At 67.3% G+C, this 23,367-nt stretch carries 28 protein-coding genes and 1 tRNA gene; 13 read left to right on the forward strand and 16 right to left on the reverse strand.

Annotated elements, in window-relative coordinates:
- Both BDW16_RS17550 and BDW16_RS17555 read right to left on the reverse strand, forming a co-directional pair.
- Positions 1-417: a DUF2147 domain-containing protein gene (locus tag BDW16_RS17550; RefSeq protein WP_066574891.1), complete on the reverse strand. Its 417-nt coding sequence runs from the start codon at positions 415-417 to the stop codon at positions 1-3.
- Positions 414-1,265, reverse strand: coding sequence for a metal-dependent hydrolase (locus BDW16_RS17555; protein ID WP_066574890.1), 852 nt, complete (start codon positions 1,263-1,265; stop codon positions 414-416). The genes BDW16_RS17550 and BDW16_RS17555 overlap by 4 nt, the downstream gene beginning before the upstream one ends.
- Positions 1,266-1,422: 157 nt before the next feature.
- Between BDW16_RS17555 and BDW16_RS17560 the strand changes: the two genes are divergently transcribed.
- Positions 1,423-2,040, forward strand: coding sequence for a TetR family transcriptional regulator (locus BDW16_RS17560; RefSeq protein WP_066574887.1), 618 nt, complete (start codon positions 1,423-1,425; stop codon positions 2,038-2,040).
- Positions 2,041-2,231: 191 nt separating this feature from the next.
- Here the strand turns inward: BDW16_RS17560 and BDW16_RS17565 are convergent.
- Positions 2,232-2,308 (reverse strand) — tRNA-Pro (locus BDW16_RS17565).
- A gap of 195 nt (positions 2,309-2,503) precedes the next feature.
- On the opposite strand from BDW16_RS17565, the gene yajC reads away from it, so the two are divergent.
- From yajC to BDW16_RS17585, 4 genes are read left to right on the forward strand one after another with little or no spacing between them, the layout of a single operon-like run.
- The gene (yajC, locus tag BDW16_RS17570; RefSeq protein WP_066574885.1) at positions 2,504-2,845 is read left to right on the forward strand and encodes a preprotein translocase subunit YajC; all 342 of its coding nucleotides are present in this window, start codon (positions 2,504-2,506) and stop codon (positions 2,843-2,845) included.
- Between the two features lie 4 nt (positions 2,846-2,849).
- Positions 2,850-4,487 carry a protein translocase subunit SecD gene (gene secD, locus BDW16_RS17575; RefSeq protein WP_066574882.1) on the forward strand — a complete coding sequence of 546 codons (1,638 nt, stop codon included), beginning with the start codon at positions 2,850-2,852 and terminating at the stop codon, positions 4,485-4,487.
- A 2-nt stretch (positions 4,488-4,489) separates the two neighbouring features.
- Positions 4,490-5,467, forward strand: coding sequence for a protein translocase subunit SecF (gene secF / locus BDW16_RS17580; RefSeq protein WP_066574879.1), 978 nt, complete (start codon positions 4,490-4,492; stop codon positions 5,465-5,467).
- On the forward strand, positions 5,467-5,829 hold the full coding sequence (locus BDW16_RS17585; protein WP_066574875.1) for an Mth938-like domain-containing protein: 363 nt from the start codon (positions 5,467-5,469) through the stop codon (positions 5,827-5,829). The genes secF and BDW16_RS17585 overlap by 1 nt, the downstream gene beginning before the upstream one ends.
- Here the strand turns inward: BDW16_RS17585 and BDW16_RS17590 are convergent.
- The 3 genes from BDW16_RS17590 to BDW16_RS17600 form a co-directional block, all read right to left on the reverse strand.
- On the reverse strand, positions 5,814-6,998 hold the full coding sequence (locus tag BDW16_RS17590; protein WP_066574871.1) for a glycosyltransferase: 1,185 nt from the start codon (positions 6,996-6,998) through the stop codon (positions 5,814-5,816). The genes BDW16_RS17585 and BDW16_RS17590 overlap by 16 nt on opposite strands.
- Before the next feature lie 56 nt (positions 6,999-7,054).
- Complete coding sequence (locus tag BDW16_RS17595) at positions 7,055-7,435, reverse strand: hypothetical protein (protein ID WP_075152635.1); 381 nt, start codon at positions 7,433-7,435, stop codon at positions 7,055-7,057.
- 100 nt (positions 7,436-7,535) lie between these two features.
- Positions 7,536-7,856 carry a glycine zipper 2TM domain-containing protein gene (locus tag BDW16_RS17600; protein ID WP_174532033.1) on the reverse strand — a complete coding sequence of 107 codons (321 nt, stop codon included), beginning with the start codon at positions 7,854-7,856 and terminating at the stop codon, positions 7,536-7,538.
- Positions 7,857-7,951: 95 nt separating this feature from the next.
- Here BDW16_RS17600 and BDW16_RS17605 point away from each other — a divergent pair, with 95 nt between their 5' ends.
- From BDW16_RS17605 to BDW16_RS17615, 3 genes are all read left to right on the forward strand, one after another.
- Entirely contained in the window at positions 7,952-8,407 is a 456-nt protein-coding gene (locus tag BDW16_RS17605) for a cupin domain-containing protein (protein ID WP_066574869.1), read from the forward strand.
- Positions 8,408-9,516: 1,109 nt separating this feature from the next.
- The gene (locus tag BDW16_RS17610) at positions 9,517-10,302 is read left to right on the forward strand and encodes a phytanoyl-CoA dioxygenase family protein (protein WP_066574862.1); all 786 of its coding nucleotides are present in this window, start codon (positions 9,517-9,519) and stop codon (positions 10,300-10,302) included.
- A 140-nt stretch (positions 10,303-10,442) separates the two neighbouring features.
- Complete coding sequence (locus BDW16_RS17615) at positions 10,443-11,432, forward strand: hypothetical protein (protein ID WP_125958811.1); 990 nt, start codon at positions 10,443-10,445, stop codon at positions 11,430-11,432.
- A gap of 19 nt (positions 11,433-11,451) precedes the next feature.
- Here BDW16_RS17615 and dnaJ read toward each other — a convergent pair whose 3' ends face one another.
- Together dnaJ and dnaK are read right to left on the reverse strand one after the other, a co-directional pair.
- Positions 11,452-12,570 carry a molecular chaperone DnaJ gene (gene dnaJ, locus BDW16_RS17620; RefSeq protein ID WP_066574857.1) on the reverse strand — a complete coding sequence of 373 codons (1,119 nt, stop codon included), beginning with the start codon at positions 12,568-12,570 and terminating at the stop codon, positions 11,452-11,454.
- A 65-nt stretch (positions 12,571-12,635) separates the two neighbouring features.
- Positions 12,636-14,549 carry a molecular chaperone DnaK gene (dnaK, locus tag BDW16_RS17625; RefSeq protein WP_066574854.1) on the reverse strand — a complete coding sequence of 638 codons (1,914 nt, stop codon included), beginning with the start codon at positions 14,547-14,549 and terminating at the stop codon, positions 12,636-12,638.
- 169 nt (positions 14,550-14,718) lie between these two features.
- On the opposite strand from dnaK, the gene BDW16_RS17630 reads away from it, so the two are divergent.
- A complete protein-coding gene (locus BDW16_RS17630) occupies positions 14,719-15,165 on the forward strand; it encodes a copper chaperone PCu(A)C (protein WP_241230491.1) in 447 nt (148 codons plus the stop codon).
- Positions 15,166-15,177: 12 nt separating this feature from the next.
- On the opposite strand, the gene BDW16_RS17635 is transcribed toward BDW16_RS17630, so the two are convergent.
- A complete protein-coding gene (locus tag BDW16_RS17635) occupies positions 15,178-15,591 on the reverse strand; it encodes a YciI family protein (protein ID WP_066574851.1) in 414 nt (137 codons plus the stop codon).
- 117 nt (positions 15,592-15,708) lie between these two features.
- Here BDW16_RS17635 and BDW16_RS17640 point away from each other — a divergent pair, with 117 nt between their 5' ends.
- The 4 genes from BDW16_RS17640 to BDW16_RS17655 all read left to right on the forward strand — a co-directional run bounded on the left by BDW16_RS17640 (position 15,709) and on the right by BDW16_RS17655 (position 18,294).
- Positions 15,709-16,152, forward strand: coding sequence for a PH domain-containing protein (locus tag BDW16_RS17640; RefSeq protein WP_066574849.1), 444 nt, complete (start codon positions 15,709-15,711; stop codon positions 16,150-16,152).
- 1 nt (position 16,153) lies between these two features.
- Entirely contained in the window at positions 16,154-16,648 is a 495-nt protein-coding gene (locus BDW16_RS17645) for a vgr related protein (RefSeq protein ID WP_237241155.1), read from the forward strand.
- Positions 16,649-16,754: 106 nt separating this feature from the next.
- The gene (locus tag BDW16_RS17650; RefSeq protein ID WP_241230490.1) at positions 16,755-16,901 is read left to right on the forward strand and encodes a hypothetical protein; all 147 of its coding nucleotides are present in this window, start codon (positions 16,755-16,757) and stop codon (positions 16,899-16,901) included.
- Positions 16,902-16,959: 58 nt separating this feature from the next.
- Positions 16,960-18,294, forward strand: coding sequence for a metal-dependent hydrolase family protein (locus BDW16_RS17655; protein WP_066574845.1), 1,335 nt, complete (start codon positions 16,960-16,962; stop codon positions 18,292-18,294).
- Between the two features lie 21 nt (positions 18,295-18,315).
- Here BDW16_RS17655 and BDW16_RS17660 read toward each other — a convergent pair whose 3' ends face one another.
- Genes BDW16_RS17660 through BDW16_RS17690 form a run of 7 tightly spaced genes read right to left on the reverse strand, consistent with a single transcriptional unit; the run spans position 18,316 to position 23,360 of the window.
- Positions 18,316-18,684 (reverse strand): DsrE family protein, encoded by a 369-nt coding sequence (locus BDW16_RS17660; RefSeq protein WP_241230489.1) that lies wholly within the window; start codon positions 18,682-18,684, stop codon positions 18,316-18,318.
- The gene (locus tag BDW16_RS17665) at positions 18,663-19,415 is read right to left on the reverse strand and encodes a HesA/MoeB/ThiF family protein (protein WP_066574842.1); all 753 of its coding nucleotides are present in this window, start codon (positions 19,413-19,415) and stop codon (positions 18,663-18,665) included. Before BDW16_RS17665 ends, BDW16_RS17660 begins: the two co-directional genes overlap by 22 nt.
- Positions 19,415-19,792, reverse strand: coding sequence for a hypothetical protein (locus BDW16_RS17670; protein WP_066575027.1), 378 nt, complete (start codon positions 19,790-19,792; stop codon positions 19,415-19,417). The genes BDW16_RS17665 and BDW16_RS17670 overlap by 1 nt, the downstream gene beginning before the upstream one ends.
- Positions 19,793-19,833: 41 nt before the next feature.
- A complete protein-coding gene (gene dut / locus BDW16_RS17675) occupies positions 19,834-20,283 on the reverse strand; it encodes a dUTP diphosphatase (protein ID WP_066574839.1) in 450 nt (149 codons plus the stop codon).
- Positions 20,280-21,098, reverse strand: coding sequence for an alpha/beta hydrolase family protein (locus BDW16_RS17680; protein ID WP_237241154.1), 819 nt, complete (start codon positions 21,096-21,098; stop codon positions 20,280-20,282). The genes dut and BDW16_RS17680 overlap by 4 nt, the downstream gene beginning before the upstream one ends.
- On the reverse strand, positions 21,088-22,263 hold the full coding sequence (gene coaBC / locus BDW16_RS17685; RefSeq protein WP_066574836.1) for a bifunctional phosphopantothenoylcysteine decarboxylase/phosphopantothenate--cysteine ligase CoaBC: 1,176 nt from the start codon (positions 22,261-22,263) through the stop codon (positions 21,088-21,090). Before coaBC ends, BDW16_RS17680 begins: the two co-directional genes overlap by 11 nt.
- Positions 22,260-23,360 (reverse strand): hypothetical protein, encoded by a 1,101-nt coding sequence (locus tag BDW16_RS17690; RefSeq protein WP_066575023.1) that lies wholly within the window; start codon positions 23,358-23,360, stop codon positions 22,260-22,262. Before BDW16_RS17690 ends, coaBC begins: the two co-directional genes overlap by 4 nt.
- Positions 23,361-23,367: the final 7 nt, after the last annotated feature.

Raw genomic sequence — 23,367 nt, forward strand, 5'->3', positions numbered from 1 at the left:
TCAGCGCGCGCGCGTCCAGATCTTGGTCCGGCAGAAGAATGCGACGCAGCCCTTGAGCTCGAGCTTGCCGTCTGGAAGCAGCTTCAGATAGCCCTTGCGCGCGCCGCTGCCCGTTTCCGGATCATAGACCGGACCGCCCTGCCACTCTGCGGGACCGCCGGTGAACCCCTCCAGCACGACGAGTCCCCTCAGGCGGCGGTTGCGCAGCTTCGGGTCCGAATTGCGCTGGTCGGTGAGGCCGGGATTGGTGCGCAGCCGGGCGGCATCGACGACCTTGCCGCATAGCGCGGTGCCGCAGCGATAGATCTGGACCCGGCCCCCCTCGGTCCCCGTCGCCCAGAGCCCGGTCAGGTCGCGCGCTGACGCGGGCAGGGCGATCGCCGTGAAGAAGGCAAGGGTCGTGACGGCACGGATCATGCGGCGATCTCCGGGGTTGCCGGGCGCGCGAAGGTGGCGAGCGCGGTGGCGACCAGATGCCGGTCGTCCTCCTGCCACGGATGAAAGCCCGGCTTCATATAGCCGACGATGCCGCGGAGCAGGGCGCGAAGCAATCCCGACCGCCCATAGAGGAAGCCGAGCAACGGCCGCCAGGTCGCCCAGTCGTTGCGCCCGTCCTGCTTGAGCAGATCGGCGGTGTTGCGGAAGATGACATAGTGGAAGCGGACGGTGGTGAAGGTCATCACCGAACAGCGCTTGAGCCAGCGGCGCAGCGGCATCAGGTCACGCGTCGCGTGGAGCCAGGTGTCATAGGCCACGGCCTTGTGCTCGATCTCCTCGATCGCGTGCCAGCGCCACATGCGCTGGGCCTCGCTGGTGACGCCGGAGAGGTGCGTGGGATTGGCGAGCGCGTCATGTGCCAGCGTCGCGGTGAAATGCTCGAGCGCGCAGGTCGCGGCGAGCTGCTGGAGCGGCGAGCGCCGTTTCGCGAAGGCGATCGTGCGGCGCGTGCGTTCTTCCAGCGGCGCGATGTCGAAGCCTGCGTCCTGCGCCTGGCGGTTGAACACGACATGCTCCCGCGAGTGCATCGATTCCTGGTAGATGAAGTCGTCGATCTGGCTGCGCAGCGGCTCCGGCGTCCCGTCGCGATAGTGACGGACGGCGGTCATGAAGAACTTCTCGCCGAGCGGGAAGGTCGACGACAGCGCGTTGAAAAAAGCCGTGCGGCCGGGATCGCCGCTGTGCCACCAACGGGGGTTGGGATTGTCGCGTCCGAACTTCCAGTCGCGTTTCACGATCGCGAGGTCGCCGGGGGTGAGGGCGGTCATAGGGCTCTCCACATCATGATTCGTACATTTACATCAATGTTTATATATCCGAAGGGTTCCACCTTCAACCCGGTGAATACGACGGCGGGTGGCGCGGCGGTTGTGACAAATTCACCGGTTGCGCTAAGGGAAAGGGAAGCGGGCGCGAGGGCCAGGAATGAACAGGAATTACAAACAGGCGCGGCCCGCGCAGAAGCGACGCAAACGGCTTGGGTCGGAGGTTCGCGAAGAAGGGTTGGCGGCGGCGCGCAAACTGCTGCTGGCGGGCGGCCCGGCGGCGGTAACGCTTGCCAGCGTCGGGGCGGAGATCGGCATGTCGCATGCCAATGTCCTCCACCATTTCGGCTCGGCAGCCGGGCTTCAGTCCGCGCTGATGGGGTCGATGATCAACGACCTGACCGGCGCTCTCGACGACGTCGTCACCCACCTCAAGACCGACGCCGCAGCACCCCGATCGATCGCCGACCGGGTGTTCGACGCGTTCGACAAGGGCGGGGCCGGGGCGCTTGCCGCCTGGATCGTGCTGTCGGGCGAGGTGGAGCATCTCGAGCCGGTGCGTGAGGCGGTGCGTGAACTGGTCGCGGCGATCGCCGCGCAGTCCGACGATCCCGGAACCGAGGAACGGGTGCGCGGCGCGGTGCTGATGATGGCGGTCTGCGCGTTCGGCGACGCGGTGATCGGCCCGCATGTCCGCGATATGCTGGGCGAGCCCGACGACTCGATGCGCGCGCTGGTCGCACGGATGCTGCCGATGTTCCTCGTCCCGCCGGCCTGAGTATATCCAGATCCCAAGGAACGTGGGATATTCAGAACCCCCATGCAATGCGACGGGCCACGCCGCGCGAAAACACCCGTGCGAGTCGCGTCGATGGATCGCGGTGCTTTCCGGGATGGCAGAGGTCAATCCGCCCGTTCGTGCAGGCTCCTGGCCGGCGCATGCCGGAGATTGCGGATTTTCGAGAAGATTGGTCGGGGCGACAGGATTCGAACCTGCGACCCCCACACCCCCAGTGTGATGCGCTACCAGGCTGCGCTACGCCCCGACCGAGGCACGGCCCTCTAGGCGCACCGGGCAGACGATGCAAGGGGCCAATGTCTGCCGGTGCGGCCGGCCGTTGCAGCCGGGCCACACTCCCGCCAATGGTTGCACGTCCGCAACACGCATGGTAGCGCGCCCGGCTTGAACGGCTGGCCTCCAGCCCCCACCATTTCGGCCAGCAGCAAGGCCCCGGGGAACCATGATCATCTCACCAGCATATGCACAGGCCGCAGGAAGCGCGGCAGCACAAGGCAGCGCCGCCGGATCGTTTCTGTCGATCGCGCCGCTGATCCTGATCTTCGTCGCTTTCTACTTCCTGATGATTCGCCCGCAGCAAAAGCGGATGAAGACGCTTCAGGCCTCGATCGGCGGCATGAAGAAGGGCGATACCGTGGTCACCGCGGGCGGCCTGGTCGGCAAGGTGGTGTCGGTCGACGACGTCTATGCCAATGTCGAGATCGCACCGACCGTGAAGGTCAAGGTGGTCAAGGCCACCATCGTCGAAGTCCAGCCGCTCGGCGGCAAGCCGGCGAACGACTAAACCCATGCTCGATTTCCCGAAGTGGAAGGTGTGGGCGGTCTGGCTGACGATCATCGTCAGCTTCGTTTGCGCCATTCCCAGCTTCGTTCCGGCGAACGTTCGGGCTCAATGGCCGTCCTGGATCCCCCAGCCGACGGTCAATCTCGGGCTCGACCTCGCGGGCGGCAGCTACATCCTGCTTGAAGCGGACACCGCCGATCTTGCCAAGTCGCGGCTCGCCGCGAAGCGCGACGAGATCGAGACCGAATTCCGTCGCCAGGATCCGCGCATCGACATCGGCGAGATCTCGCTGCGTGACGGCGCGATCAGCTTCATGGTGCGTGATCCCGCCCAGGTTGATGCCGCGCGGGAGCGGCTGCTGCAGCTGACCGGCAGTGGCGCCGGCATGACCGGCCAGCGCGAATGGACGATCGAAGTCCGCGACGCGACCCGGTTCGTGGTGAGTCAGACCCAGGCGGGGAACGCGCAGGCGATCGATCAGGCGATGGGCGACGCGCGCGAGGTCGTCGATCGCCGCATCAACGCGCTCGGCACGCTCGAGCCCACGATCGTGCGTCAGGGCACGGATCGCATCGTCGTGCAGGTGCCGGGTCTGCAGGACCCCGAAGCGCTCAAGGCGTTGCTGGGCAAGACCGCGCGGCTTGAATTCAAGCTGGTCGATATCACTGCCAGCTCGGCGCAGATCGCCACGGGCACCGCCCCGATCGGCTCGGAAATCATGCCCTATCCCAGCGCGCCGCCGGGACTGCCTTATGTCGCCTATCCGACCAAGGAAGGCGAGCAGCCGCGAATCGCGCTCAAGCGGCAGACCATCGTTGGTGGCGATCAGCTGATCGACGCCCGGCAGGAGTTCGACCAGAACCAGCAGGTCGTGGTCGGCTTCACCTTCGACAGCAACGGCGGCCGGCGTTTTGCGCAGACCACGCGTGAGAATACCAACAAGCCGTTCGCGATCATCGTCGACGGGTCGGTGATTTCCGCGCCGAACATCAACGAGCCGATTCTGGGCGGCCGCGGTCAGATCTCCGGCGGTTTCACCGTCGAGAGCGCGAACCAGCTCGCGATTGCGCTGCGATCGGGCAAGATGCCGGTCAAGCTCGACGTCATCGAGGAATCGACGATCAGCCCAGAACTCGGCGCCGATTCGATCGAGGCAGGCATCATTGCCGGTTCCGTCGGCACCGCCGCGATCGTGGTGCTGATGCTGCTCGCCTATTTCCGCTTCGGGGTATACGCGAACATCGCGCTGTTCGTGAACGTGGTGATGATCATCGGCGTGATGGCGTTGTTCAACGCGACGCTGACCTTGCCGGGCATTGCGGGCTTCGTCCTCACCATCGGTGCGGCGGTGGACGCCAACGTGCTGATCAACGAGCGCATCCGCGAGGAAGTGAGACGCGGGCGAAGTAACAATGCCGCGATCGAGTTCGGCTACAAGGAAGCGAGCCGTGCGATCTTCGACGCGAACATCACCAACGTCATCGCGGCGGCGATCATGTTCGTCTTTGGCGCGGGTCCTGTGCGTGGCTTTGCGGTGGTGCTCACCATCGGCATCATCACCTCGGTCTTCACCGCCGTTACCTTTACCCGCCTGATGGTCTCGAACTGGCTGAAGACCCGGCCCAAAGAACTGGTGATCTGAGCATGCGTCCCCTCCATCTCGTTCCTCAGAACACCAACATCGACTGGTTGCGCTGGCGCCACTGGGCGACCCTGGTGTCCGTGCTGATGGTGACGGCGGCGATCGCGCTGCTCGTCATCCGCGGCCTCAACTTCGGCATCGACTTCGTCGGCGGCCAGAATATCCGCGTCACCTTTGCCCAACCGGTGCAGATCGAGGACGTTCGGAACCGCATCGACCAGCTCGGCTATGGCGAATCCACGATCCAGCAGTTCGGAAGCCCGCGTGAGATCGCGATCCGCATGCCGGTCCCCGGCGACGATGCCGGGGCGACCGCGCGCGCCGTCGCGCAGGTGCGCGAGATCGTCGAGAAGAACTATCCGGGCTCGCGGATCGGCTCGGTCGAGGCGGTCTCGGGCAAGGTTTCGGGCGAGCTGTTCCAGAAGGGCGCGCTGGCGCTCGGTCTCGCGATGATCGCGATCGCCGTCTATATCTGGTTCCGGTTCGAATGGCAGTTCGGCTTGGGCGCGTTGCTCGCGCTCGCGCAGGACATCATCGTGACATTGGGGTTCTTCGCGCTCACCCAGCTTGAGTTCAACCTCAACACGATCGCCGCATTGCTCACCATCCTCGGCTATTCGCTGAACGACAAGATTGTGATCTTCGACCGCGTTCGCGAGAATCTGCGCAAGTACCGCAAGATGGAGATCGTGCCGCTGCTCAACCTCTCGATCAACGAGACGCTGGCGCGCACGGTGATGACCTCGCTTACGCTGATCCTGTCGCTGGCGGCGCTGGTGGCGCTGGGACCGGATGTGATCTTCGGTTTCTCGCTGGCAATGCTGCTCGGCATCGCCATCGGCACCTGGTCGTCCTTCTTCGTCGGCAACGGCATCCTGATCCAGTTCAAGGTCGGGCCCGGCAGCTTCAAGAGCGACGAGGAAAAGGCGCAGGAGATCAAGGCGAAGCCCGGCGCGGTCAGCTTCAAGGACATGCCCTGATGAAGATCGACCGGACCCGGATCGAGGGTCCGGTGGTATCTGGCTTCTCGGGCGGCGGCTTCCGGGTCGACGACAATGTCTATCTGGGGCTGCTGCTCTCGCCCAGCCGCGCCGATGGCTGGACTCCGCCTCCGCTGGAGGCGCTGACTGCTGACGCCTTCGCGCCGCTGCTGGCGCTCGATCCGCAGCCGGAATTCCTGCTGCTCGGCACCGGCAGCCGGCTGCGCCGTCCTCCGCCCGCGCTCGAAGCTGCCTTGCCCTTCGGGATCGAGGTGATGGACAGCCGCGCCGCCGCGCGTGCCTGGGGCGTGCTGCGCGCCGAACTGCGCTGGATCGCGGCCGCGCTCTATCCGCTCGACTGAGTCCGCGCGGCCACCAGCCCCGAAAGATGATCGTAGAGCGCCGCGGTGTTCGCCTCCCAGGTGAACCCCGCTGCGGTGGCGCGTACCGCATCGCGCGGCGGCGGGGCGGCGAGCAGTTCGCCGAGCGCCGTTGCGATGGCCCGCGCGGTGCGTGGCACGATCCGTCCTGCCGCGGGGGAGCGGACGACCTCCGCCGCGCCCCCCGCATCGGGAATGACGATCGGCGTGCCGCTCGCCAGCGCCTCGACCCAGGCATTGGCAAGCCCCTCGGACGAGGACGCCAGCGCCATCGCGTCCGCGGCGGCGAGCAGGGGGGGCAGCTCGGCATGAGCGACGCTGCCGAGCAGCTTGACCCGCTCGTCCAGCCCCAGCCGCGCGATCTGTGCGGCGAGGCGAGGACGCTCCGGTCCTTCGCCTGCGATCCGCAGCTGGACGCCAGGCAGCGCGGCCACGGCGTCGATGACGATGTCATGCCCCTTGCGCGGGATCAGTGCGCCGACGCTGACCACCAGCGGCTCGGAGATGCCCAGCGCTGCCTTCGCCGCGCCCTGATCGCGCAGTGCGAAGCGGGTAAGGTCGACTCCGGTATGGTGCACGCGGATCCGCTCCGCCGGGATCCCCAGCGCGGCGATGTCGGCCTTCATCGCCTGTGACACGGCAAGGATGCCGTCCGCCGCTTGCCCGGCTGTGATCACCTGCGCGGCGGTGGTCGGTGCGCGGCCCCAATGGTGGATATCGGCGCCGCGTGCCTTGATCGATGCCGGGACGCCGAAGCGCCGCCCCAGCGCGATGGCGGCGGGGCCATCGGGGAAGAAGAAGCTCGCGTCGATCACGTCGAACGGAAACTCGCCACGGATTCTTGTCAGCAGCGGCGTCAGCGCCCGGGTCAGCATCGCGGCGTGGAAACGCCCGGCAGTGCCAGGCAGGTTGAGGAAGCGCGGACGCCAGGTCTCGACGCCCTTCCACACCTCATGCCGGGGCAGGGCGGCGAGCGGCGCGTAATGGCCGCGGCGGCTGAGCGGCCAGGGCGGCAGGCCGAGTGGCGCGACGAGCTTCAGCTCGACATCGGGATGCGCGGCGAGGCCGAGTGTCTGGCGCTCGACGAACACCCCGAAATTTGGGCGCGAGGAATCGGGAAACAGCGAGGAGAGGGTGAGCACGCGAAGCATTGCCCCGCATGCTACACCCGCCAGGGTTAAAGGGCGATTAGGTCAGCCGGCAGGATTCACCGGCAACGCACCTTGCCCGCGGGGTCCGCGGTGCTGCCGATCGCCGCGCCGCCGGCCGCGCCCAGGATCACGCCCAGCGTCTTGGATCCGCCCGGTGCGAGGATGCTCCCCAGCACGCCGCCGGCGAGCCCGCCCACGATCAGCCCTGCCGATCCGTCGCTGCGGCGGCAATAATATCGGCCGTCGCGCCCGCGATAGACGCGCTCGTCGCGGCCCAGATCGCGCTCCTCATAGCGTCCATCGCGATAATAGCGGGGCGCGTCCCAGTAATCGTCGCTACTTGCATAGCCGGGGCGGCCATAGCCGTCGTCATAGTCGGCGCATGCGCCAGTCGCGGCCATTGCCGCGGCGCTCGCTGCGATCATCCATCTCTTCATCGGGCATCTCCCCTATCGGATGCCCCCCGACTCGTTCCTCCAACGAAACGGGGCGCCGAAGTTTCCCTCGGCGCCCCGTCTTTCTCGCGTGAATGCACCCTTAGCGGCAGCGCTTCTTGCTGCCGGCTCGCTCGATCTCGCGACCTGCTACCGCACCTGCGGCAGCGCCCAGCAGCGTGCCGACCGTGCGATCGCCGCGCGAGTCGATGGTACGGCCGACCAGTGCGCCGGCGACGCCGCCAACCACCAGACCGGTGGTGCCGTCGGGCTTGCGGCAATAGCGGCGGCCGTCACGGCCGCGCCACTCGCGGTACGAACGGTCACGCTGCGGCGCACTGGCCTCGGCCTTGGTGGTCGGAAGCGTGAAGGTGGCCGGAATGGCCAGCGAAGCGGCGCCAAGCGCCATCATCATGTTACGCATCGTAAAACTCCATCTCTACCTGAAACCCTGTCCCCCCAACGCGCTGGTTATCGGGCCGGTTTCATGAACGTAACATTTCGTGTCATTCAGCCGCGATGCAGCCAGCCGAAACCACAGCCCGGTCCGTCGTCGAAACGCTTCAACTCGCCCCGCACCCGGAGGGAGGCTGGTATCGCGAGACCTGGCGTGCGCCGCCGGCGGGCGGAAGCGGGGAGGGCGCGCGATCGCCCGGAACCGCAATCCTCTATCTGCTTGAGGCGGGGTGCCGCTCGCATTGGCATCGGGTGGATGCGGACGAATTGTGGCTCTGGCATGCGGGTGCGCCGCTCGATCTGCTGATTGCCGATGCACATGATGCGAACCCGGCCAGAACAGCGCTTGGCGGCGACGTGACCCGCGGCTACACGCCCCAGGTATTGGTCCCCGCGACTCGCTGGCAGGCGGCCGAAGCGCGGGACGGCTGGGCGCTGGTCAGTTGCATCGTCGTCCCCGGCTTCGATTTCGCCGGATTCGAGATGGCCCCGCCCGATTGGAGGCCGCCCTCCCTCTGAATCGCCGGATCGGTCCCCGTTATCCACGTTATCAACAGGCCGTATCGCGTCGATTGCGGGTTTGCGCGACTCGGAAACGATGACAGCATCATCCTTGTAAGCAGACGGTGAAGCGGCGAGAAATCGAAGCGAAATCAGAAGTTTACAACGGATCGAAACGCGCATCTTCCTTCGGGAAAGGCTCGGATCGGTACGGGGACACCACCCCGGGAAACGGCCTGTCCCGCTCGCGAGAGCGGGTGGGATGGAAACGAAACGGATCAGGCGTCCAAAACGTCTCTCGCATGCTTCGGCACGCGAAAGACGGGTTGCCAGGGCAGGAAATGCTCCCCCGGAGCATGGACAAGCCGGGCGGCCACAACGCGAAGCCGATGCCTTCGGGCAAGAGCGGAGCGGGTTGTCAGGGCAGGCAGGTGCTTCGGCACGGGTCAGGCCGGATGACCGAACGTGCGGAACGGAATGCCTTCGGGCAGGATGAACCGGGCGAGGCCATCGAGACACGATGATCCTTCGGGGCCGTCAACGCTGGATGACCGAAATCGCAAAGCCGGCGCCGCAAGGCAAAGGCGGAGCAAAGGACATCGAGGTGGGAAGCTGATCCTTCGGGATCACACCCGCCCCGGTGACCGGCCCCAGGGCGGCTTGCCGCCGGACGGGCAGCCTGTCTGCGGCTTGCCGCTGGCAGGTATCCTCCGGGCGGCCTGCCGTTCGGAGATGGCCAACAGGAGGCATTCGCCGAGCGTTGACCAGGACGCAAAGCCCGCAACCCTTGCCGGCGCGGGCCGAGCATGCCGCCGACATGAAGGCGCGCGCTGCCCCCTGTGGTGGGCGCGAGGCCGAAAGTCCGGCGACACGGGGGGCTGGCGGAAACGCCGGCCCCCTTTTCCGTTGGAATCGGGTGGCAATCCTCCCCCGCCAGGGGATCCTGTAGCGCTCTGCCATTGTCATCGCCGGACGCGAGCCTATCTTCGACGCCATGACGATGTTCGCACGCAACGTTCAAGGCTTCCCGCTCCTCGGCTGAGTGGCCGGCGATTGCCGGTCTTTCGCCTGCAAGACGCCGCCGGACGATCGGTCCGGCGGGCCCTTCAGCCTGAGGATATTTCGTCATGACTTCCGATTCCAACACGCCGGGCCTGAGCCCGGCGCAGATCGACGCCTTCATCGAGGACGGCTTCGTCCGTATCGACAACGCCTTTCCGCGCACGCTCGCCGAAGAAGCAGCCGCCATCCTGTGGCGGGACGCAGGGGTCGATCCCGATGATCCGGGCGGCTGGCGCGCGCCGGTCATCCGGCTCGGCCACTATGCCCAGCCGGTGTTCCGTGAGGCGGCTAATACAGCGCGGCTGCGCGTCGCCTATAACCAGCTTGTCGGACCCGACCGCTGGCTGCCGCCGCGCGCGCTCGGCACCTTCGTGTTGCGTTTTCCCGCGCAGCCGCCGGGTGACGATGGCTGGCACATCGATGTGAGCTTCGGCACTGAATCGCCCGACTTTCTCGACTGGCGCGCCAATGTGGTGAGCCGCGGCCGGGCGCTGCTGATGCTGTTCCTGTTCAGCGATGCGGGTGAGCGCGATGCGCCCACCCGCATTCGTGCCGGATCGCACATCGATATCGCCCGCCAGCTCGCGCCGGCGGGGGAGGCGGGGCTGACGCTGCGCGATCTCGCCGCCGACGGCTTTGCGGGATCGGCACACCGGCGTGAGGTACTGGCGACCGGCGCGGCGGGCACCGTCTATCTGTGCCACCCGTTCCTCGTCCAAGCCGGCCAGCCGCATCGCGGCACGCGCCCGCGCATCCTCGCCCAACCGCCATTGCTCCCGGCGGTGCCGCTCGATCCGTGGCGAGCCGACGCGGCGCCGGTCGAAGCCGCGATTCGCGGGGGGATCGGTTGAGGGTAGGGGGCTGCGGAATCGCCGGCCCCTTTGCCTGCAACCTACCGGATATCCTCCCGATTCCCGCACATTGAGGGATTGCGCAGCCATACCCCCGGGCTAAGAGAGGTCAGCCGATTACTCGCGGCAGGGGGGATCTGATGAAGGTGTATCGCTGGGCGTGCTCAGTTGCCGTGGTGTTGCTCGCATCCTGTGGCTCGGGCGGCGGGACCGGCGGCAGCGGCGGGCCTGTTACCGTCACGCCAAGCCCGTCCGGGCCTACGCCATCTCCGTCGAGCCCGACTCCCTCGCCAAGCTATCCCAGCTTCGCTTCGCTCACTGGTGCGCAAAGCTATTCCTCGGGATGCGTCACCTTCTATCCGTTGGGCCGTCCGGGCACTGGTTCCGTACCGGCTATCCAGAACCCGGCTTTTTATCAGCTCAATTCCGGGAATCTGTCCTTCAATCCCGTGGGCGAGACGTTCACCGTTCTCGGCAACGGCTTCGGCAGCGCGAACCGGATTTCTGGCAGCTTGGGTGGCACATCGGTCTATACCAAGCCAGACCCGACCATCGTTGGCGCGACGCAACGCTTCGACCTGGTGCAACCCACCCCGGGCGTCTATTCGCGCACGGCATCGGTGCTGGTGCAGGGGCAGGGGCGCGGCAATTATTGCGTGGCTGGTGTTCCAACGCTGAACACGGATATTCCGGCCGGCCCCACCGTCACCTTCACGACCTTCGCCGTGCGCGGGCGCGCCTTCGTCAAGCGGCCCGGCGGGATGATCGAATATGATCTTTCGCCCAGCACCGCGACGCTCGCCGTCGATATGACGACCGGGCAATTCACCTCGCGGCTCAGCCTGGTCGGATCGAATGGCGGCAGCAATACGGTGCTTGGCACTCATGATATCGTCGGCACCCTGATCGAAGCGACTTCTGGAATGAGGGGTGGGCCGGCAGGCACGCCGACACCCAACCCCGTCCCGGGCATGGGTGGTGTCATCGTGAGATCGATTAGCGTGGAGGGCGGTTTCTTCGGGCCGAAGGGCGCCGAGTTCGCCTATATCTTCAGCCGTCAGGAACAGGAGAACACGCCGGAACAGGACGTGTCCTACTCGTTCTTCGGGACGGTTTCGGGATCGCGCTAGGCGAGGTCAGTGGGCGGCCTCAGCAGCCGCCCACCGCCTTTTTGAGCTTGTCGAAGAACCCGGTCGATGCCGGGCATTCCTCGCCGGTTTCCAGCGTGCGGAACTGCTCGAGCAATTCGCGCTGCTCGGTGGACAGCTTGGTCGGGATCTCGACCTCGATCTTGACGACCAGGTCGCCGCGCCCGCGGCCCTGCAGCACCGGCATGCCGGCGCCGCGCTGGCGCACCTCGCGGCCGCTTTGCGTGCCGGGGTTGATTCGGATCTGGTGGAGCTCGCCGTCCGGACCCGGAATCTCGATTTCGCCGCCCAATGCCGCGGTGGTGAAGCTGATCGGCGCCCGCGCATAGAGGGTGGTGCCCTCGCGCTCGAAGATCGGGTGCCGCGCGATGTGGAGGAAGATGTAGAGGTCGCCCGGCGGGGCGCCGCGTGCGCCCGCCTCGCCCTGGCCGGACAGGCGGATGCGCGTACCCTCGTCCACGCCCGGCGGCACGTTGACCGCGAGCGTCACGGTGCGGTCGACCCGGCCCTCGCCGCGGCAATTGCGGCACGGATCGGTGATCGTCTGCCCGGCGCCATGGCAGGACGGACAAGTCCGCTCGACCATGAAGAAGCCCTGCTGCGCGCGCACCTTGCCATGCCCGCGACAGGTGCCGCAGCTCTTGGCCATGGTGCCCGGCGATGCGCCGGTGCCGCCGCACGGCTCGCAGATACCCGAGACATCGATCGTAATGTCGGTCTGCTTGCCGTGGAACGCGTCTTCCAGGCTGATTTCCATGTCGTAGCGCAGGTCGGCGCCGCGCCGCTGGGCCTGCTGGCCGCCGCGGCCGCCGCCCATGAACTCGCCGAACACGCTTTCGAAAATGTCGGAAAAGGCGTCGAAGCCGGGTCCCTGGCCGCCGCCGCCCATCCCGCCCGGACCGGCATGGCCGAACCGGTCGTACGCGGCGCGCTTCTGCGGGTCCTTCAGGACGTCATAGGCTTCGTTGATCGCCTTGAACTTCGCCTCGTGATCCTTGCACCCGCCATTCTTGTCCGGGTGGAACTTGATCGCGAGCTTGCGAAAGGCGGACTTGATCGTCGCGTCGTCCGCGGTGCGCTCGACTTCGAGCAGATCATAATAGTCAATCTGGGTGGTCATTCACTCGGCCCCCGCTCATCCCCCCGCCATTCCCGAAATTCGAAAATGGCGGGGGCGAGCATAGCTTACGCCTTGTTGTCGTCCACCTCGGAGAATTCGGCATCGACGACATCGTCGCCGTCCGCCTTCTCCGCAGCCGCTGCGGCATCGGCCTGAGGCGAAGCCTCGGACTGCTGCTGCTTCTCGTAGATCGCCTGACCCAGCTTCATCGCGACCTGCGCGAGGGCCTGGCTCTTTTCGTTCATCGCATCGGCGTCGCCGCCTTCGATCGCGGCCTTGGTCTCGTCGATCGCGGTCTGGATCTCGCCCTTCAGCGCTTCGTCGACCTTGTCGCCATTCTCCGCGAGCTGGCGCTCGGTGGTGTGGACCAGGCTCTCGGCGTTGTTCTTGGCTTCGGCCGCGGCACGGCGCTTCTTGTCCTCTTCGGCGAAATTCTCGGCATCGCGAACCATCTGGTCGATGTCGGCGTCGCTGAGGCCGCCCGAGGCCTGGATGCGGATCTGCTGCTCCTTGCCGGTGCCCTTGTCCTTGGCGCTGACGTTGACGATGCCGTTGGCGTCGATGTCGAACGTCACCTCGATCTGCGGCACGCCGCGCGGGGCAGGGGGGATGCCGACCAGGTCGAACTGGCCCAGCATCTTGTTGTCAGCGGCCATTTCGCGCTCGCCCTGGAAGACGCGGATCGTCACGGCCTGCTGATTGTCGTCAGCGGTCGAATAGGTCTGCGACTTCTTGGTCGGGATCGTCGTGTTGCGGTCGATCATGCGGGTGAACACGCCGCCCAGCGTCTCGATGCCGAGGCTCAGCGGGGTCACATCGAGCAGCAGCACGTCCTTGACGTCGCCCTGCAGCACGCCGGCCTGGATCGCGGCGCCGATCGCGACGACCTCGTCCGGGTTGACGCCGGTGTGCGGCTCCTTGCCGAAGAACGACTTCACGACTTCGCGCACCTTGGGCATGCGCGTCATGCCGCCGACGAGCACGACCTCGTCGATCGCGTTCGCCTTCACGCCGGCATCGGCCATCGCCTTCTTGCACGGCTCGAGCGTGCGCTGGATCAGGTCGTCGACCAGCTTCTCCAGGTCGGCGCGGGTGATCGTCTTGACCAGGTGCTTCGGCCCGTTCTGGTCTGCGGTGATGAAGGGCAGGTTGACCTCGGTCGTCGCGGCCGACGACAGCTCGATCTTCGCCTTTTCGGCGGCTTCCTTCAGACGCTGGAGCGCCAGCTTGTCCTTGGTGAGGTCGATGCCTTCGTCCTTCTTGAAGGCGTCGGCCAGATACTGGACGATCTTCGAATCGAAGTCCTCGCCGCCCAGGAAGGTGTCGCCATTGGTGGCCTTCACCTCGAACACGCCGTCGCCGATCTCGAGGATCGAGATGTCGAAGGTGCCGCCGCCAAGGTCATAGACCGCGATCGTCTTGCCGTCGGTCTTCTCGAGCCCGTAGGCGAGCGCCGCGGCAGTCGGCTCGTTGATGATGCGCAGCACTTCGAGGCCCGCGATCTTGCCGGCGTCCTTGGTCGCCTGGCGCTGCGCGTCGTTGAAGTAAGCGGGGACGGTGATCACCGCCTGGGTCACGGTTTCGCCGAGATAGGATTCGGCGGTTTCCTTCATCTTCTGCAGGATGAAGGCGCTGATCTGGCTGGGCGAATAATCCTCGCCGCCGGCCTTGACCCATGCGTCGCCGTTCGGACCCTTGACGATCGTGTACGGGACCAGCTCGGTGTCCTTCTTGGTGATCGGATCGTCGAAGCGTCGGCCGATCAGGCGCTTCACCGCGAAGATGGTATTGTCGCCATTGGTCACCGCCTGGCGCTTCGCCGGCTGGCCGACCAGACGCTCGCCGTCCTTGGCGAACGCGACGATCGAAGGCGTGGTACGTGCGCCTTCCGCATTCTCGATCACCTTGGGCTTGCCGCCCTCCATCACTGCAACGCAGCTGTTGGTGGTGCCGAGATCGATTCCGATAACCTTTGCCATGAGTCCTTACTGGCCCCCGTGTCCTAATCTAAAAGTTTCAACCATTTACCGGACCCCTGAATCGGCAATCCGGCTATTACCAGTGGCGATATAGGTGGACTGCGCCTTGTCGCAAGGCGGGGCGAGGCATAGGACCGCTCCCAAGGTTCCCGAATCGGGAGGAGCAGGCATGATGCGGGCAGTTTTCGGGGTGGTTTTTGCGGGCGCGGTACTGGCGGGTTGCCAGCAGGCCGAACTCGCCGTCACGGATGCCTCAGTGCAACTCCCGGTGGTGAGCGGGCGTCCCGGAGCGGCCTATTTCACCGTGAAGGGCGGGGCGCAGACAACCAGCCTTGTCGCGGTCTCGACGCCCGTGGCGATCCGCACCGAAATGCACGAGATGAAGCAGGAAGGCGGGATGATGACGATGGCGCCCCTCAAGGACGTCGCCATTCCCGCGGGCGGCACGGTCGAATTCAAGTCCGGCGGGAAGCATGTCATGCTGTTCGATGTCTCTCCCTCGGTGCGTTCCGGCGACACGGTTCCGCTGCGCCTGTCCTTTGCCGACGGCAGGACGATCGAGGTCAAGGCGGCGACACGCGCCGCGGGCGACCCCGCGGATCACGGCGCGCACTAGGACGATTACGGATCAGGGATTGGCGGCGGCCGGCGCGCCCGTGCCGATGAAGCGCGGGGTGTAGCGGCGCGCTTCACCGGTGAAGATTCCGGCCTTCACCGCAGGATCGTCCGCGATGACCGCTTCAGCCGCGGCCTGGTCGGCTGCGTGGAGGATGATCAGGCCGCCATCGGGTCCCATCGCACCCGCATAGACGATGCCGCCGCGCTCGTGCAGCGCCTTCACATAGTAGAAATGGTCACGCAGCCCCTGGTCCTTCATCGGCACGCCGGGCTTCCATGCCGGGCCGGCGCGATAGACGATCGCGAACAGCGGGCGGGCAGTTGCCGCCGGTTGCTGTGCCGGCTGCTGCTGCGATGGCGCTGCGCCAGCAACGGTCCCCGTCATCAGGGCGACGGCCAGAGCGGCCCGCATCATGATCTGCATATTTTCCTCCGCTGCCTCGTTCCATCGACGGTATCACGGGCGCAAACCCGTCGCACCCGGGCTGTCCGCCGCCCGTCTTTGCGTTATGCTTGCGTACCGAAGCGACAAGGAACCGGCATGTCCCAATCGATCGACCGCTTTCGCTCTTCGACCTGGGGCTGGCTACGCGGCACGCTGGCGGGGTGGGGAACGCTGCTGCTCTGCCTGATCGGGGTCGGGCTGATCATCATCCTGGTCAAGTGGATCGCCAACCTCGCCACCACCTATGAGGTGACTCAGGACCGGCTGATCCTGCACAGGGGCATCTTCGTGAAGTCGATCGACGAGATCGAGCTCTACCGCGTCAAGGATGTGCGGATCGACTTCAGTCTGATCAACCAATGGGCGGATATCGGCACGATCACGATCAACTCGTCGGACGAGACCACCAAGGCAGGGCCGCTGGTGATCCGCGATGTGGACCAGGCGCGCGCCCGGCGCGAGAAACTGCGCGAGCTCGTCAACGCCGCGCGCCGCCTGCGCGGGGTGCGCGAGATCGACATGGTGCACGAAGATATCTGAAGTGACGGAGCCTTTGCGCAGCGGGGAGCGGCGCCCGCTCACGGTCGGGGAAATCGCGCTTGCCGCCGGCATCTTCGGCGACGCGATCGACTATGATCGCGCTCGGGTCGCGAACCGCAAATGGATGTTCTTCCAGCCGCGCACGATCACCATGGCCCCGATGGGTTGCATTCACTTCCACCCCAAGGGGTGCAACTATCGCGACGATTTCGCGTTCGCCCCGCTCCATCTCCAAGGGCTGTTCATTCACGAGATGACGCACATCTGGCAGCATCAGAAAGGCATCTTCCTGCCGCTGCGCCGCCATCCCTTTTGCCGCTACGCCTACAGTCTGAAGCCCGGCTGGCGGCTCGAACGCTATGGGCTCGAACAGCAGGCCGAGATCATCCGTCATATCTTCCTGCTCCGCCATGGCGCGCTGGTCCCCGGCGCGCCGCCGCTGGAGCAGTATCGCGGCATCCTGCCCTTCACCCCGTCATCGGACCGGATCGCCTGACCTGGAAGCGTCCCGTTTATTGATGGCGATCGCTTCACGATCCAGCAGGCTGACGAATGGCGCAAATATGCGATCCGCTACGGCTCGCTCGCCGCCTATCGCGCCGATGCGAATTTCTACCACCGCGCCACGCAAGCAGGTCGTCTGGTTCGAACATTCGGCGCATCTCCCGATGATCGAGGAACCGGGGCGCACCTTCGCCGCGCTGCTCCGCGACGTGTTGCCGCTGACCCGGGGCGATACGAAAAAGTGATGGCGGCAGGCGGGGTTGCCGCTAGTTTCCCGCGCAACGAAAAAAGGGGAGTTCTGAAATGCGCCGTATCGCCGTCGTCACCGCCGCTTTGCTTGCCGCCACCCCGCTTGCCGCCCAGACCGCTCCGGCGCCCAAGGTTCGGTTCATCCATGCCGGCGCGCTGCTGGCGAAGCCGGGCGAGGCGCCGCGCGGCGCCAGCACGATCGTCGTGCGCGATGGCAAGGTGGCCGAGGTACGCGACGGCTTCGTCACGCCGGACGCGGGCGCCGAGCTGATCGATCTCAAGGACCGGTTCGTGATGCCCGGGCTGGTCGATATGCATGTCCATCTCTGGGGGATCGGCGGCGATCCGCTGCGCGAGCGGCTGACCGCGGTCAATCGCGACGATGCCGACGACATGATGTACGCGCTCACCAACGCCCGGGTGACGCTCGAGGCGGGCTTCACCACGGTGCGCGATCTCGGCGGCAATCCGCGCGGCATGCGTGCGATGCGCGAAGGGGTGGAGCGCGGCGTGATCGCCGGACCCACCATCGTCAATGCGGGCACCGCGATCTCGGTCTCGGGCGGCCATGCCGATCCCACCAACGGCCTCGGCGCCGAATTCGCCGACGCCGTTCACCAGCACAAAATCAACACCTGCGACGGCCCCGACGATTGCCGCCGCGCGGTGCGGCAGCAGGTCGCGCTCGGCGCGCAGGTGATCAAATACATGTCCACCGGCGGCGTGCTCTCCAACGTTTCGGGCGGGCTCGGCCGCGCGATGACCGACGAAGAGATGAAGGCGATTATCGATACCGCCCATGGCCTCGGCCGCAAGGTCGCGACGCACAGCCACGGCGTTGCGGGAACCAAGGCGGCGGTCGCGGCCGGGGTGGATACGATCGATCACGGCTCGTTCCTCGACGACGAGGCGATCCGGGCGATGAAGGCCAACGGCACCTGGCTGGTCCCGACGATGATGGCACCTGCCGCCGCGCTTGAGTTCGCGCGTGCCGGGCTGCTGCCGCCGGCGACGATTCCGAAGGCCGAGGAAGCTGCCGCGGCCGCCTTCGCCAGCCATTCCAAGGCCTTTGCCGCCGGGGTGAAGGTTGCGTTCGGCACTGACACCGGCGTGTCGAGGCACGGCGACAATGCGAAGGAGTTCGCGATGATGGTGAAGGCGGGGATGTCCCCCGCCCAGGCGCTCAAGGCCGCCACCGTCAACGCCGCCGAAGCGCTGGGCCGGTCGGCATCGATCGGCACGATCGAGCCGGGCAAGGATGCCGACATCATCGCCGTCGCCGGCAGCCCGCTCGAGGATGTGACGCGGATGGAGAAGGTCGATTTCGTGATGCGCCACGGCGTGGTGCACAAGGCGAACGGCACGCGCCGCGCTTTCCCGGCCGATTGACGCGACGACCGGCCGGTTGTCCTAGAAGGCGACCAGCCGGTCTTCGCCCAGCGCGGCGAGCAACGAGACCAGCCCGCCCGGCTCGACGCCCGGTGGCAGCATCTCGAACGCGATCCCGGCGGCCGCCAGCCCGGTCTGGCAGGCGATCAGCATGACGCCGCTCTCCTGCGCTTCGGCGATCAGCTGTGCGCGGCTCGCCAGGCCCTTGGCGGCGAGACCGGCGTCGCCCGGATCGCTGCCGGGGACGAGCAACGCCACCGCCGCCTCATGGCAATAGAGGCGCGTGGCGCCGCTCAGCGCGGCATGGGCGCAGGCGAGCGAGAGTGCGGCGCGGAACGGTTCCGCGTCGCCTGTCGCGGCGATGATCGTCAGCCCGCGCATGCCGGGCATCCGGGGTCCTTGGGCAGCGCCAGCGTGCGGAAGCGCAATGCCAGCGTGTCGGCGATCAGCAGCTTGCCCGCGCTGTCCTCGCCGAACGGCACGATTGCGCGGATCGTCTCCAGCGCGGCAAGGCTGCCCATCAGCCCCGTCAGCGCGCCGATCACGCCCTGTTCGGCGCAGTTGATGCCGGGCGTTTCCGGGTCGGCGCCAGTGAAGCAGCGATAGCAGGGCTTGCCCGCCTCCCAGCCGCGGAACACGCCGAGCTGGCCTTCGAACTCGCCGACCGCGGCGCTGACCAGCGGGATGCGGTGACACAGCGCGGCGTCGGCGACCAGCAGGCGGGTCTCGAAATTGTCGGTGCCGTCGAGGACGACGTCATGGCCGGCGAGCAGCGTGGAAGCATTGGCCGCGTCGATCCGCACGGGCTGCACGGTGACTGCGACATGGGGATTGAGCCTGCCCAGCGCGCGCGCAGCCGCATCGCCCTTGCCGGTGCCCGCATCGTCCGTGCCGAACAGCGTCTGGCGCTGCAGGTTGGACAGATCGACCCGGTCGTCGTCGATCACTGTCAGCCGGCCGACTCCCGCCGCGGCGAGATACTGCAGGGCGGGCGACCCGATCCCGCCCGCGCCGATCACCGCGACCCGCGCGGCCTTGAGCCGCATCTGTCCCGCGCCGCCGATTTCCTTGAGGATGATATGGCGGGCGTAACGCTCGAGTTCTTCGTCCGAGAGGTTCATCACTTCCAGATGAAGGTCACGGTCGCGCGGTACCATTGCTCCGCCGCCATCGTGCGGGGTGCAAGGTTGTTGCGCGCAAAGCTGGAGACGAGCCCGGCGGCATATTGCTCGACCGTCGCGCAGCCGATCGCGCGCGGGATCGATGCGCGTACCCCGTCCTCGGGATGGACCAGCACCGCGACCTCCACCCGCATCGCCGGCCGGCCGTCGATGGTCCGCCGCTGTCGGCATTTGTGCACGCGCACCTGCCCCTGGACATAGGCGTTCATCGCCGGGGTCATCTGCGGGGGCAGGCGATAGGGAAGGTCGGGAAGCTTGGTCCAGTCGATCCCCGCGCCTTGCTGGGGCGCAGGCGCGGGTGCCGGAGTTTCCTGCACTCCAGCGGCAAGCAGAAGGAAAGGAAGCAAGGCTTCCGGCATCAGCGCCCCGTCGATCCGAACCCGCCGGCACCGCGCGCCGTGTCGTCAAGCGCATCCACTTCGGCAAAGACCGCGCGCTGCACCGGTGCCGCGACCAGCTGAGCGATCCGCTCGCCCCGCGTGATCGTGAAGGGGTAGCCGCCCAGATTGGCGAGGATCACCTTCACTTCGCCGCGATAGTCGCTGTCGATCGTGCCGGGGGTGTTGAGGCAGGTGATGCCGTGCTTGAGCGCCAGGCCCGAACGCGGGCGCACCTGCACCTCATAGCCTTCCGGGATCGCGATCGCGAAGCCGGTGGCGACGGCGTGGCGCGCGCCCGGCGCAAGGATCAGGTCCTCCGCCGCGACCACATCCATCCCGGCGGCGCCGGCGGTGGCATAGGCAGGGAGCGGAAGGCCTTCGCCATGCGGCAGGCGGGTCAGCTGGATCGTGATCGGCGCAGCGGTCATGCGGGTTTCCGGGGCAGGGCGGCGGCAAGACGGCGCGCCGCCTCGATCACCTGAGGATCGTCGAGGATGTTGCTCCCGCGCGCGGGCAGGATGCGGAAATCGGTGGCGATGCCGCGCAAGGTCAGCGCCTCGGCATAGGATCGCGCGAAGCGGGCAGGCACCTTCTGGTCGTCGCCGCCGCTCAGCAATGCCGCGCGCAGGTCGGGCGCGATACCGCCCGCAGTCTGGAGCGGGTCGAGGCTCTCGACCTTGGCGCGCCACGGATCGGCGGGTTTCCCGCGCCCGGCCATGTAGCGGCGCCATTCGGGCAGCGCGCAGGGGCAGGAAACCAGCACCATCCCGTCGAGCAGTTCAGGCTTGAGGCCGGCGATGTTCGCCACGATCGCCGCGCCGCCGCCTTCGCCGATCGCGATCACGCGTGCACGGCGATAGCGTGCGCGCAGCGCGGCGATGGTTTCGGCGACCGTCGCGATGCGATCGGCGGTATAGTTGTCGCCATTGCCGTCGCCCTGCACGCCGGTCGATTGATTGCCTGCGCCATCGGCAAAGCCTGGTCGCAGCAGCCGGACGACGGCGCTTCCCGGCGCGGCGGTCGCGAGCGACTGGGCGAAGGGCCTGAGGTCGATCGAGGTGCCGCCCTTGCCGTCGCCATGGACGATCACGAACAGCGTCTCGGCGTCGCGCGTCGGCGCGCCGGCGGTTTCGGTGAACAGCGGCGGCTCGGGCAGCGGGGCTTCGGTTGCGCCGCGCGGCATGGTGGCGCAGCCCGCGAGCAGCAGCGGCGCGATCAGCAGCGCGGTCAGGTTAGAGCGCATCGGCGATCCGCTGCGCCAGGCGGTGCGCAACGTCCTGCTTGGACAGCCTTTCCCAGCTCTCCGTGCGTCCGGCGGTGACAAGGTGGACGGTGTTCGCATCTCCGCCCATGACATCGCCGGAAACATCGTTGGCGACAATCCAGTCTGCGCCCTTGCGAGTCCGTTTCGCGGTGGCGTGTTCGATCACCCGTTCGGTTTCGGCGGCGAACCCCACGACCAGCTTCGGCCGGCGCGCGCCATGGCCCAGCGTGGCGAGGATATCGGGGTTCTCGGTCAGGCTGAGCGCGGGCGTGTCGGCGCCCTTCTTGATCTTCTGTTCCGCCGCATCGGCGGTGCGCCAGTCGGCAACTGCGGCGACCATCACCGCAGCATCGGCGGGCAGCGCCGCATCGACCGCCGCCGCCATCTCGCGCGCGGTCTCGACATCCACCCGGTCCACGCCGCGCGGCGTTTCCAGCGTCACCGGCCCGGCGACCAGCGTGACGCGCGCGCCCAGCTCGGCCAGCGCGCCCGCGATCTCGAACCCCTGCTTCCCCGAAGAGCGGTTGGCGATGTAGCGCACCGGATCGATCGGCTCGTGCGTCGGCCCGGCGGTGACGAGGATGTGCTTGCCCGCCAGCGGTCCCGCCTCGGGCGCCAGCGCCGCCAGGATCGCCTTGAGGATCGCCTGCGGCTCGGGCAGGCGGCCGGGGCCGTACTCGCCGCACGCCATCGGTCCCTCGTCGGGCTCCATCACGGTGACGCCGTCCGCGCGGAGCTGCGCGACGTTGCGCCGGGTCGCGGCGTGCTGCCACATCCGCACGTTCATCGCCGGAGCGGCGAGCACCGGCTTGTCGGTGGCGAGGAGGAGCGTGGTGGCAAGGTCGTCGGCCTGTCCCGTGGCCATCTTCGCCAGCAGGTCGGCGGTGGCGGGCGCGACGACGACCAGGTCGGCGTTCCGGCTGAGCTGGATATGCCCCATCTCCGCCTCGTCCTTGAGGTCCCACAGCGTCGTGAACACCTGGTTCTCCGACAGCGCGGCGAGCGTCATCGGCGTCACGAAATGCTGCCCGCCCGCAGTGAGCACGCAGGTGACGCGGATTCCGGCCTTGCGTGTCAGGCGGATCAGCTCGCACGCCTTATAGGCCGCGATCCCGCCGCCGACGATCAGGAGGATGCGCTTCATCGTTCGATCCTCTGCACCTGCACGCGCCGCCTGTCGAGGGCGCGGACCATCAGGTCGCGCAACCCGTCGGGCACGAAGACGAGGCCGATCAGGAACGCCGGCGCGATCATCAGCCCCCAGTAGAAGGTATCGAGCCGCGCAAACAGGCTGATCACCAGCGCGTAGGCGCAGAAGGTCGCCCCAGCACGCAGCGCCAGCGGATCGCGCCAGCTTGCCCAGCCGAACAGTGCCAGCGCGACCAGCGGCGCCGCGGCGATCGCGGGCAGCAGCGTCAGTCCCGTCGCCAGCGTCATCGCCCGCACGAACAGCCCGAACCCGTGCATGCCCGCCCAGCCCGGCGAGGCGGCGTCGAGCGGGCCGGTCACGCCGTGCACCGCCATCGCATGCGCCGCCAGCACCAGCACGAAGATGCCCAGCGCGGCGAGCCAGCCCAACGCCTCGCGCCGGAATCCCTCGGCAAAGGCAAGCCCGGCCATCACCAGCACATAGAGCGCCGCGGTCTCGCGGATCAGCATCGCGATCAGCGCCACGGCCGCCGCCTCGATCCAGTGCCCCGGCCGCCGCAGCGCCAGACTGAGCGCGACGAGCAGCCCCGCCCAGATCTCGTGAAAGGCGATCAGCCCCGGCTGGACGAAGGCGAGCATCCCCGCCGTCAGCAGGAACAGCGCGGCGAGCAGGGCGGGCACCCGTGCCACCGCGTCGCGCAACCGCCGGTACCAGGCATAAGCGGTCGCCGCTGCGAGCAGCCCGAGCAGTATCAGTGTCGCGAGCGGCGGCAGCGCGGCCTGCACCGTCGCAAGGCCGGGCATGCGGAAGGTCAGGAACGGCCGCAGCGGATAGCTGCCTGCCCGCAGCGCATCGGCGGCGGCGCGGTAGTAATCCTCGCCATGCGCGACTGCGGAGACGATCCCCTCATAGAGGGCGACATCGCTCTGCGGGGTGCTGCTGCCGGCGGGCGGCGCAGGCAGTGCGAGCACGGTGAGCGAACCGAGCAGCAACGCCGCGAGCATCGCCAGCACGATCCGCGCCTGCGCCGCCGGAAGCGCTGCGAAACGGCCGGGCCGGGCGAGCCAGATCGGGGCAAGGGCGGGTTTCATTTCGCAG

Source organism: Sphingomonas koreensis, from assembly GCF_002797435.1.
GTDB classification, from domain to species: domain Bacteria; phylum Pseudomonadota; class Alphaproteobacteria; order Sphingomonadales; family Sphingomonadaceae; genus Sphingomonas; species Sphingomonas koreensis.

Bases quoted from the DNA above. Each gene is read 5' to 3' on its own strand.
- BDW16_RS17550 (WP_066574891.1), bottom strand. From the start codon at position 417: ATGATCCGTGCCGTCACGACCCTTGCCTTCTTCACGGCGATCGCCCTG.
- BDW16_RS17555 (WP_066574890.1), bottom strand. From the start codon at position 1,265: ATGACCGCCCTCACCCCCGGCGACCTCGCGATCGTGAAACGCGACTGG.
- BDW16_RS17560 (WP_066574887.1), top strand. From the start codon at position 1,423: ATGAACAGGAATTACAAACAGGCGCGGCCCGCGCAGAAGCGACGCAAA.
- yajC (WP_066574885.1), top strand. From the start codon at position 2,504: ATGATCATCTCACCAGCATATGCACAGGCCGCAGGAAGCGCGGCAGCA.
- secD (WP_066574882.1), top strand. From the start codon at position 2,850: ATGCTCGATTTCCCGAAGTGGAAGGTGTGGGCGGTCTGGCTGACGATC.
- secF (WP_066574879.1), top strand. From the start codon at position 4,490: ATGCGTCCCCTCCATCTCGTTCCTCAGAACACCAACATCGACTGGTTG.
- BDW16_RS17585 (WP_066574875.1), top strand. From the start codon at position 5,467: ATGAAGATCGACCGGACCCGGATCGAGGGTCCGGTGGTATCTGGCTTC.
- BDW16_RS17590 (WP_066574871.1), bottom strand. From the start codon at position 6,998: ATGCTTCGCGTGCTCACCCTCTCCTCGCTGTTTCCCGATTCCTCGCGC.
- BDW16_RS17595 (WP_075152635.1), bottom strand. From the start codon at position 7,435: ATGAAGAGATGGATGATCGCAGCGAGCGCCGCGGCAATGGCCGCGACT.
- BDW16_RS17600 (WP_174532033.1), bottom strand. From the start codon at position 7,856: ATGCGTAACATGATGATGGCGCTTGGCGCCGCTTCGCTGGCCATTCCG.
- BDW16_RS17605 (WP_066574869.1), top strand. From the start codon at position 7,952: ATGCAGCCAGCCGAAACCACAGCCCGGTCCGTCGTCGAAACGCTTCAA.
- BDW16_RS17610 (WP_066574862.1), top strand. From the start codon at position 9,517: ATGACTTCCGATTCCAACACGCCGGGCCTGAGCCCGGCGCAGATCGAC.
- BDW16_RS17615 (WP_125958811.1), top strand. From the start codon at position 10,443: ATGAAGGTGTATCGCTGGGCGTGCTCAGTTGCCGTGGTGTTGCTCGCA.
- dnaJ (WP_066574857.1), bottom strand. From the start codon at position 12,570: ATGACCACCCAGATTGACTATTATGATCTGCTCGAAGTCGAGCGCACC.
- dnaK (WP_066574854.1), bottom strand. From the start codon at position 14,549: ATGGCAAAGGTTATCGGAATCGATCTCGGCACCACCAACAGCTGCGTT.
- BDW16_RS17630 (WP_241230491.1), top strand. From the start codon at position 14,719: ATGATGCGGGCAGTTTTCGGGGTGGTTTTTGCGGGCGCGGTACTGGCG.
- BDW16_RS17635 (WP_066574851.1), bottom strand. From the start codon at position 15,591: ATGCAGATCATGATGCGGGCCGCTCTGGCCGTCGCCCTGATGACGGGG.
- BDW16_RS17640 (WP_066574849.1), top strand. From the start codon at position 15,709: ATGTCCCAATCGATCGACCGCTTTCGCTCTTCGACCTGGGGCTGGCTA.
- BDW16_RS17650 (WP_241230490.1), top strand. From the start codon at position 16,755: ATGCGAATTTCTACCACCGCGCCACGCAAGCAGGTCGTCTGGTTCGAA.
- BDW16_RS17655 (WP_066574845.1), top strand. From the start codon at position 16,960: ATGCGCCGTATCGCCGTCGTCACCGCCGCTTTGCTTGCCGCCACCCCG.
- BDW16_RS17660 (WP_241230489.1), bottom strand. From the start codon at position 18,684: ATGCCCGGCATGCGCGGGCTGACGATCATCGCCGCGACAGGCGACGCG.
- BDW16_RS17665 (WP_066574842.1), bottom strand. From the start codon at position 19,415: ATGAACCTCTCGGACGAAGAACTCGAGCGTTACGCCCGCCATATCATC.
- dut (WP_066574839.1), bottom strand. From the start codon at position 20,283: ATGACCGCTGCGCCGATCACGATCCAGCTGACCCGCCTGCCGCATGGC.
- BDW16_RS17680 (WP_237241154.1), bottom strand. From the start codon at position 21,098: ATGCGCTCTAACCTGACCGCGCTGCTGATCGCGCCGCTGCTGCTCGCG.
- coaBC (WP_066574836.1), bottom strand. From the start codon at position 22,263: ATGAAGCGCATCCTCCTGATCGTCGGCGGCGGGATCGCGGCCTATAAG.
- BDW16_RS17690 (WP_066575023.1), bottom strand. From the start codon at position 23,360: ATGAAACCCGCCCTTGCCCCGATCTGGCTCGCCCGGCCCGGCCGTTTC.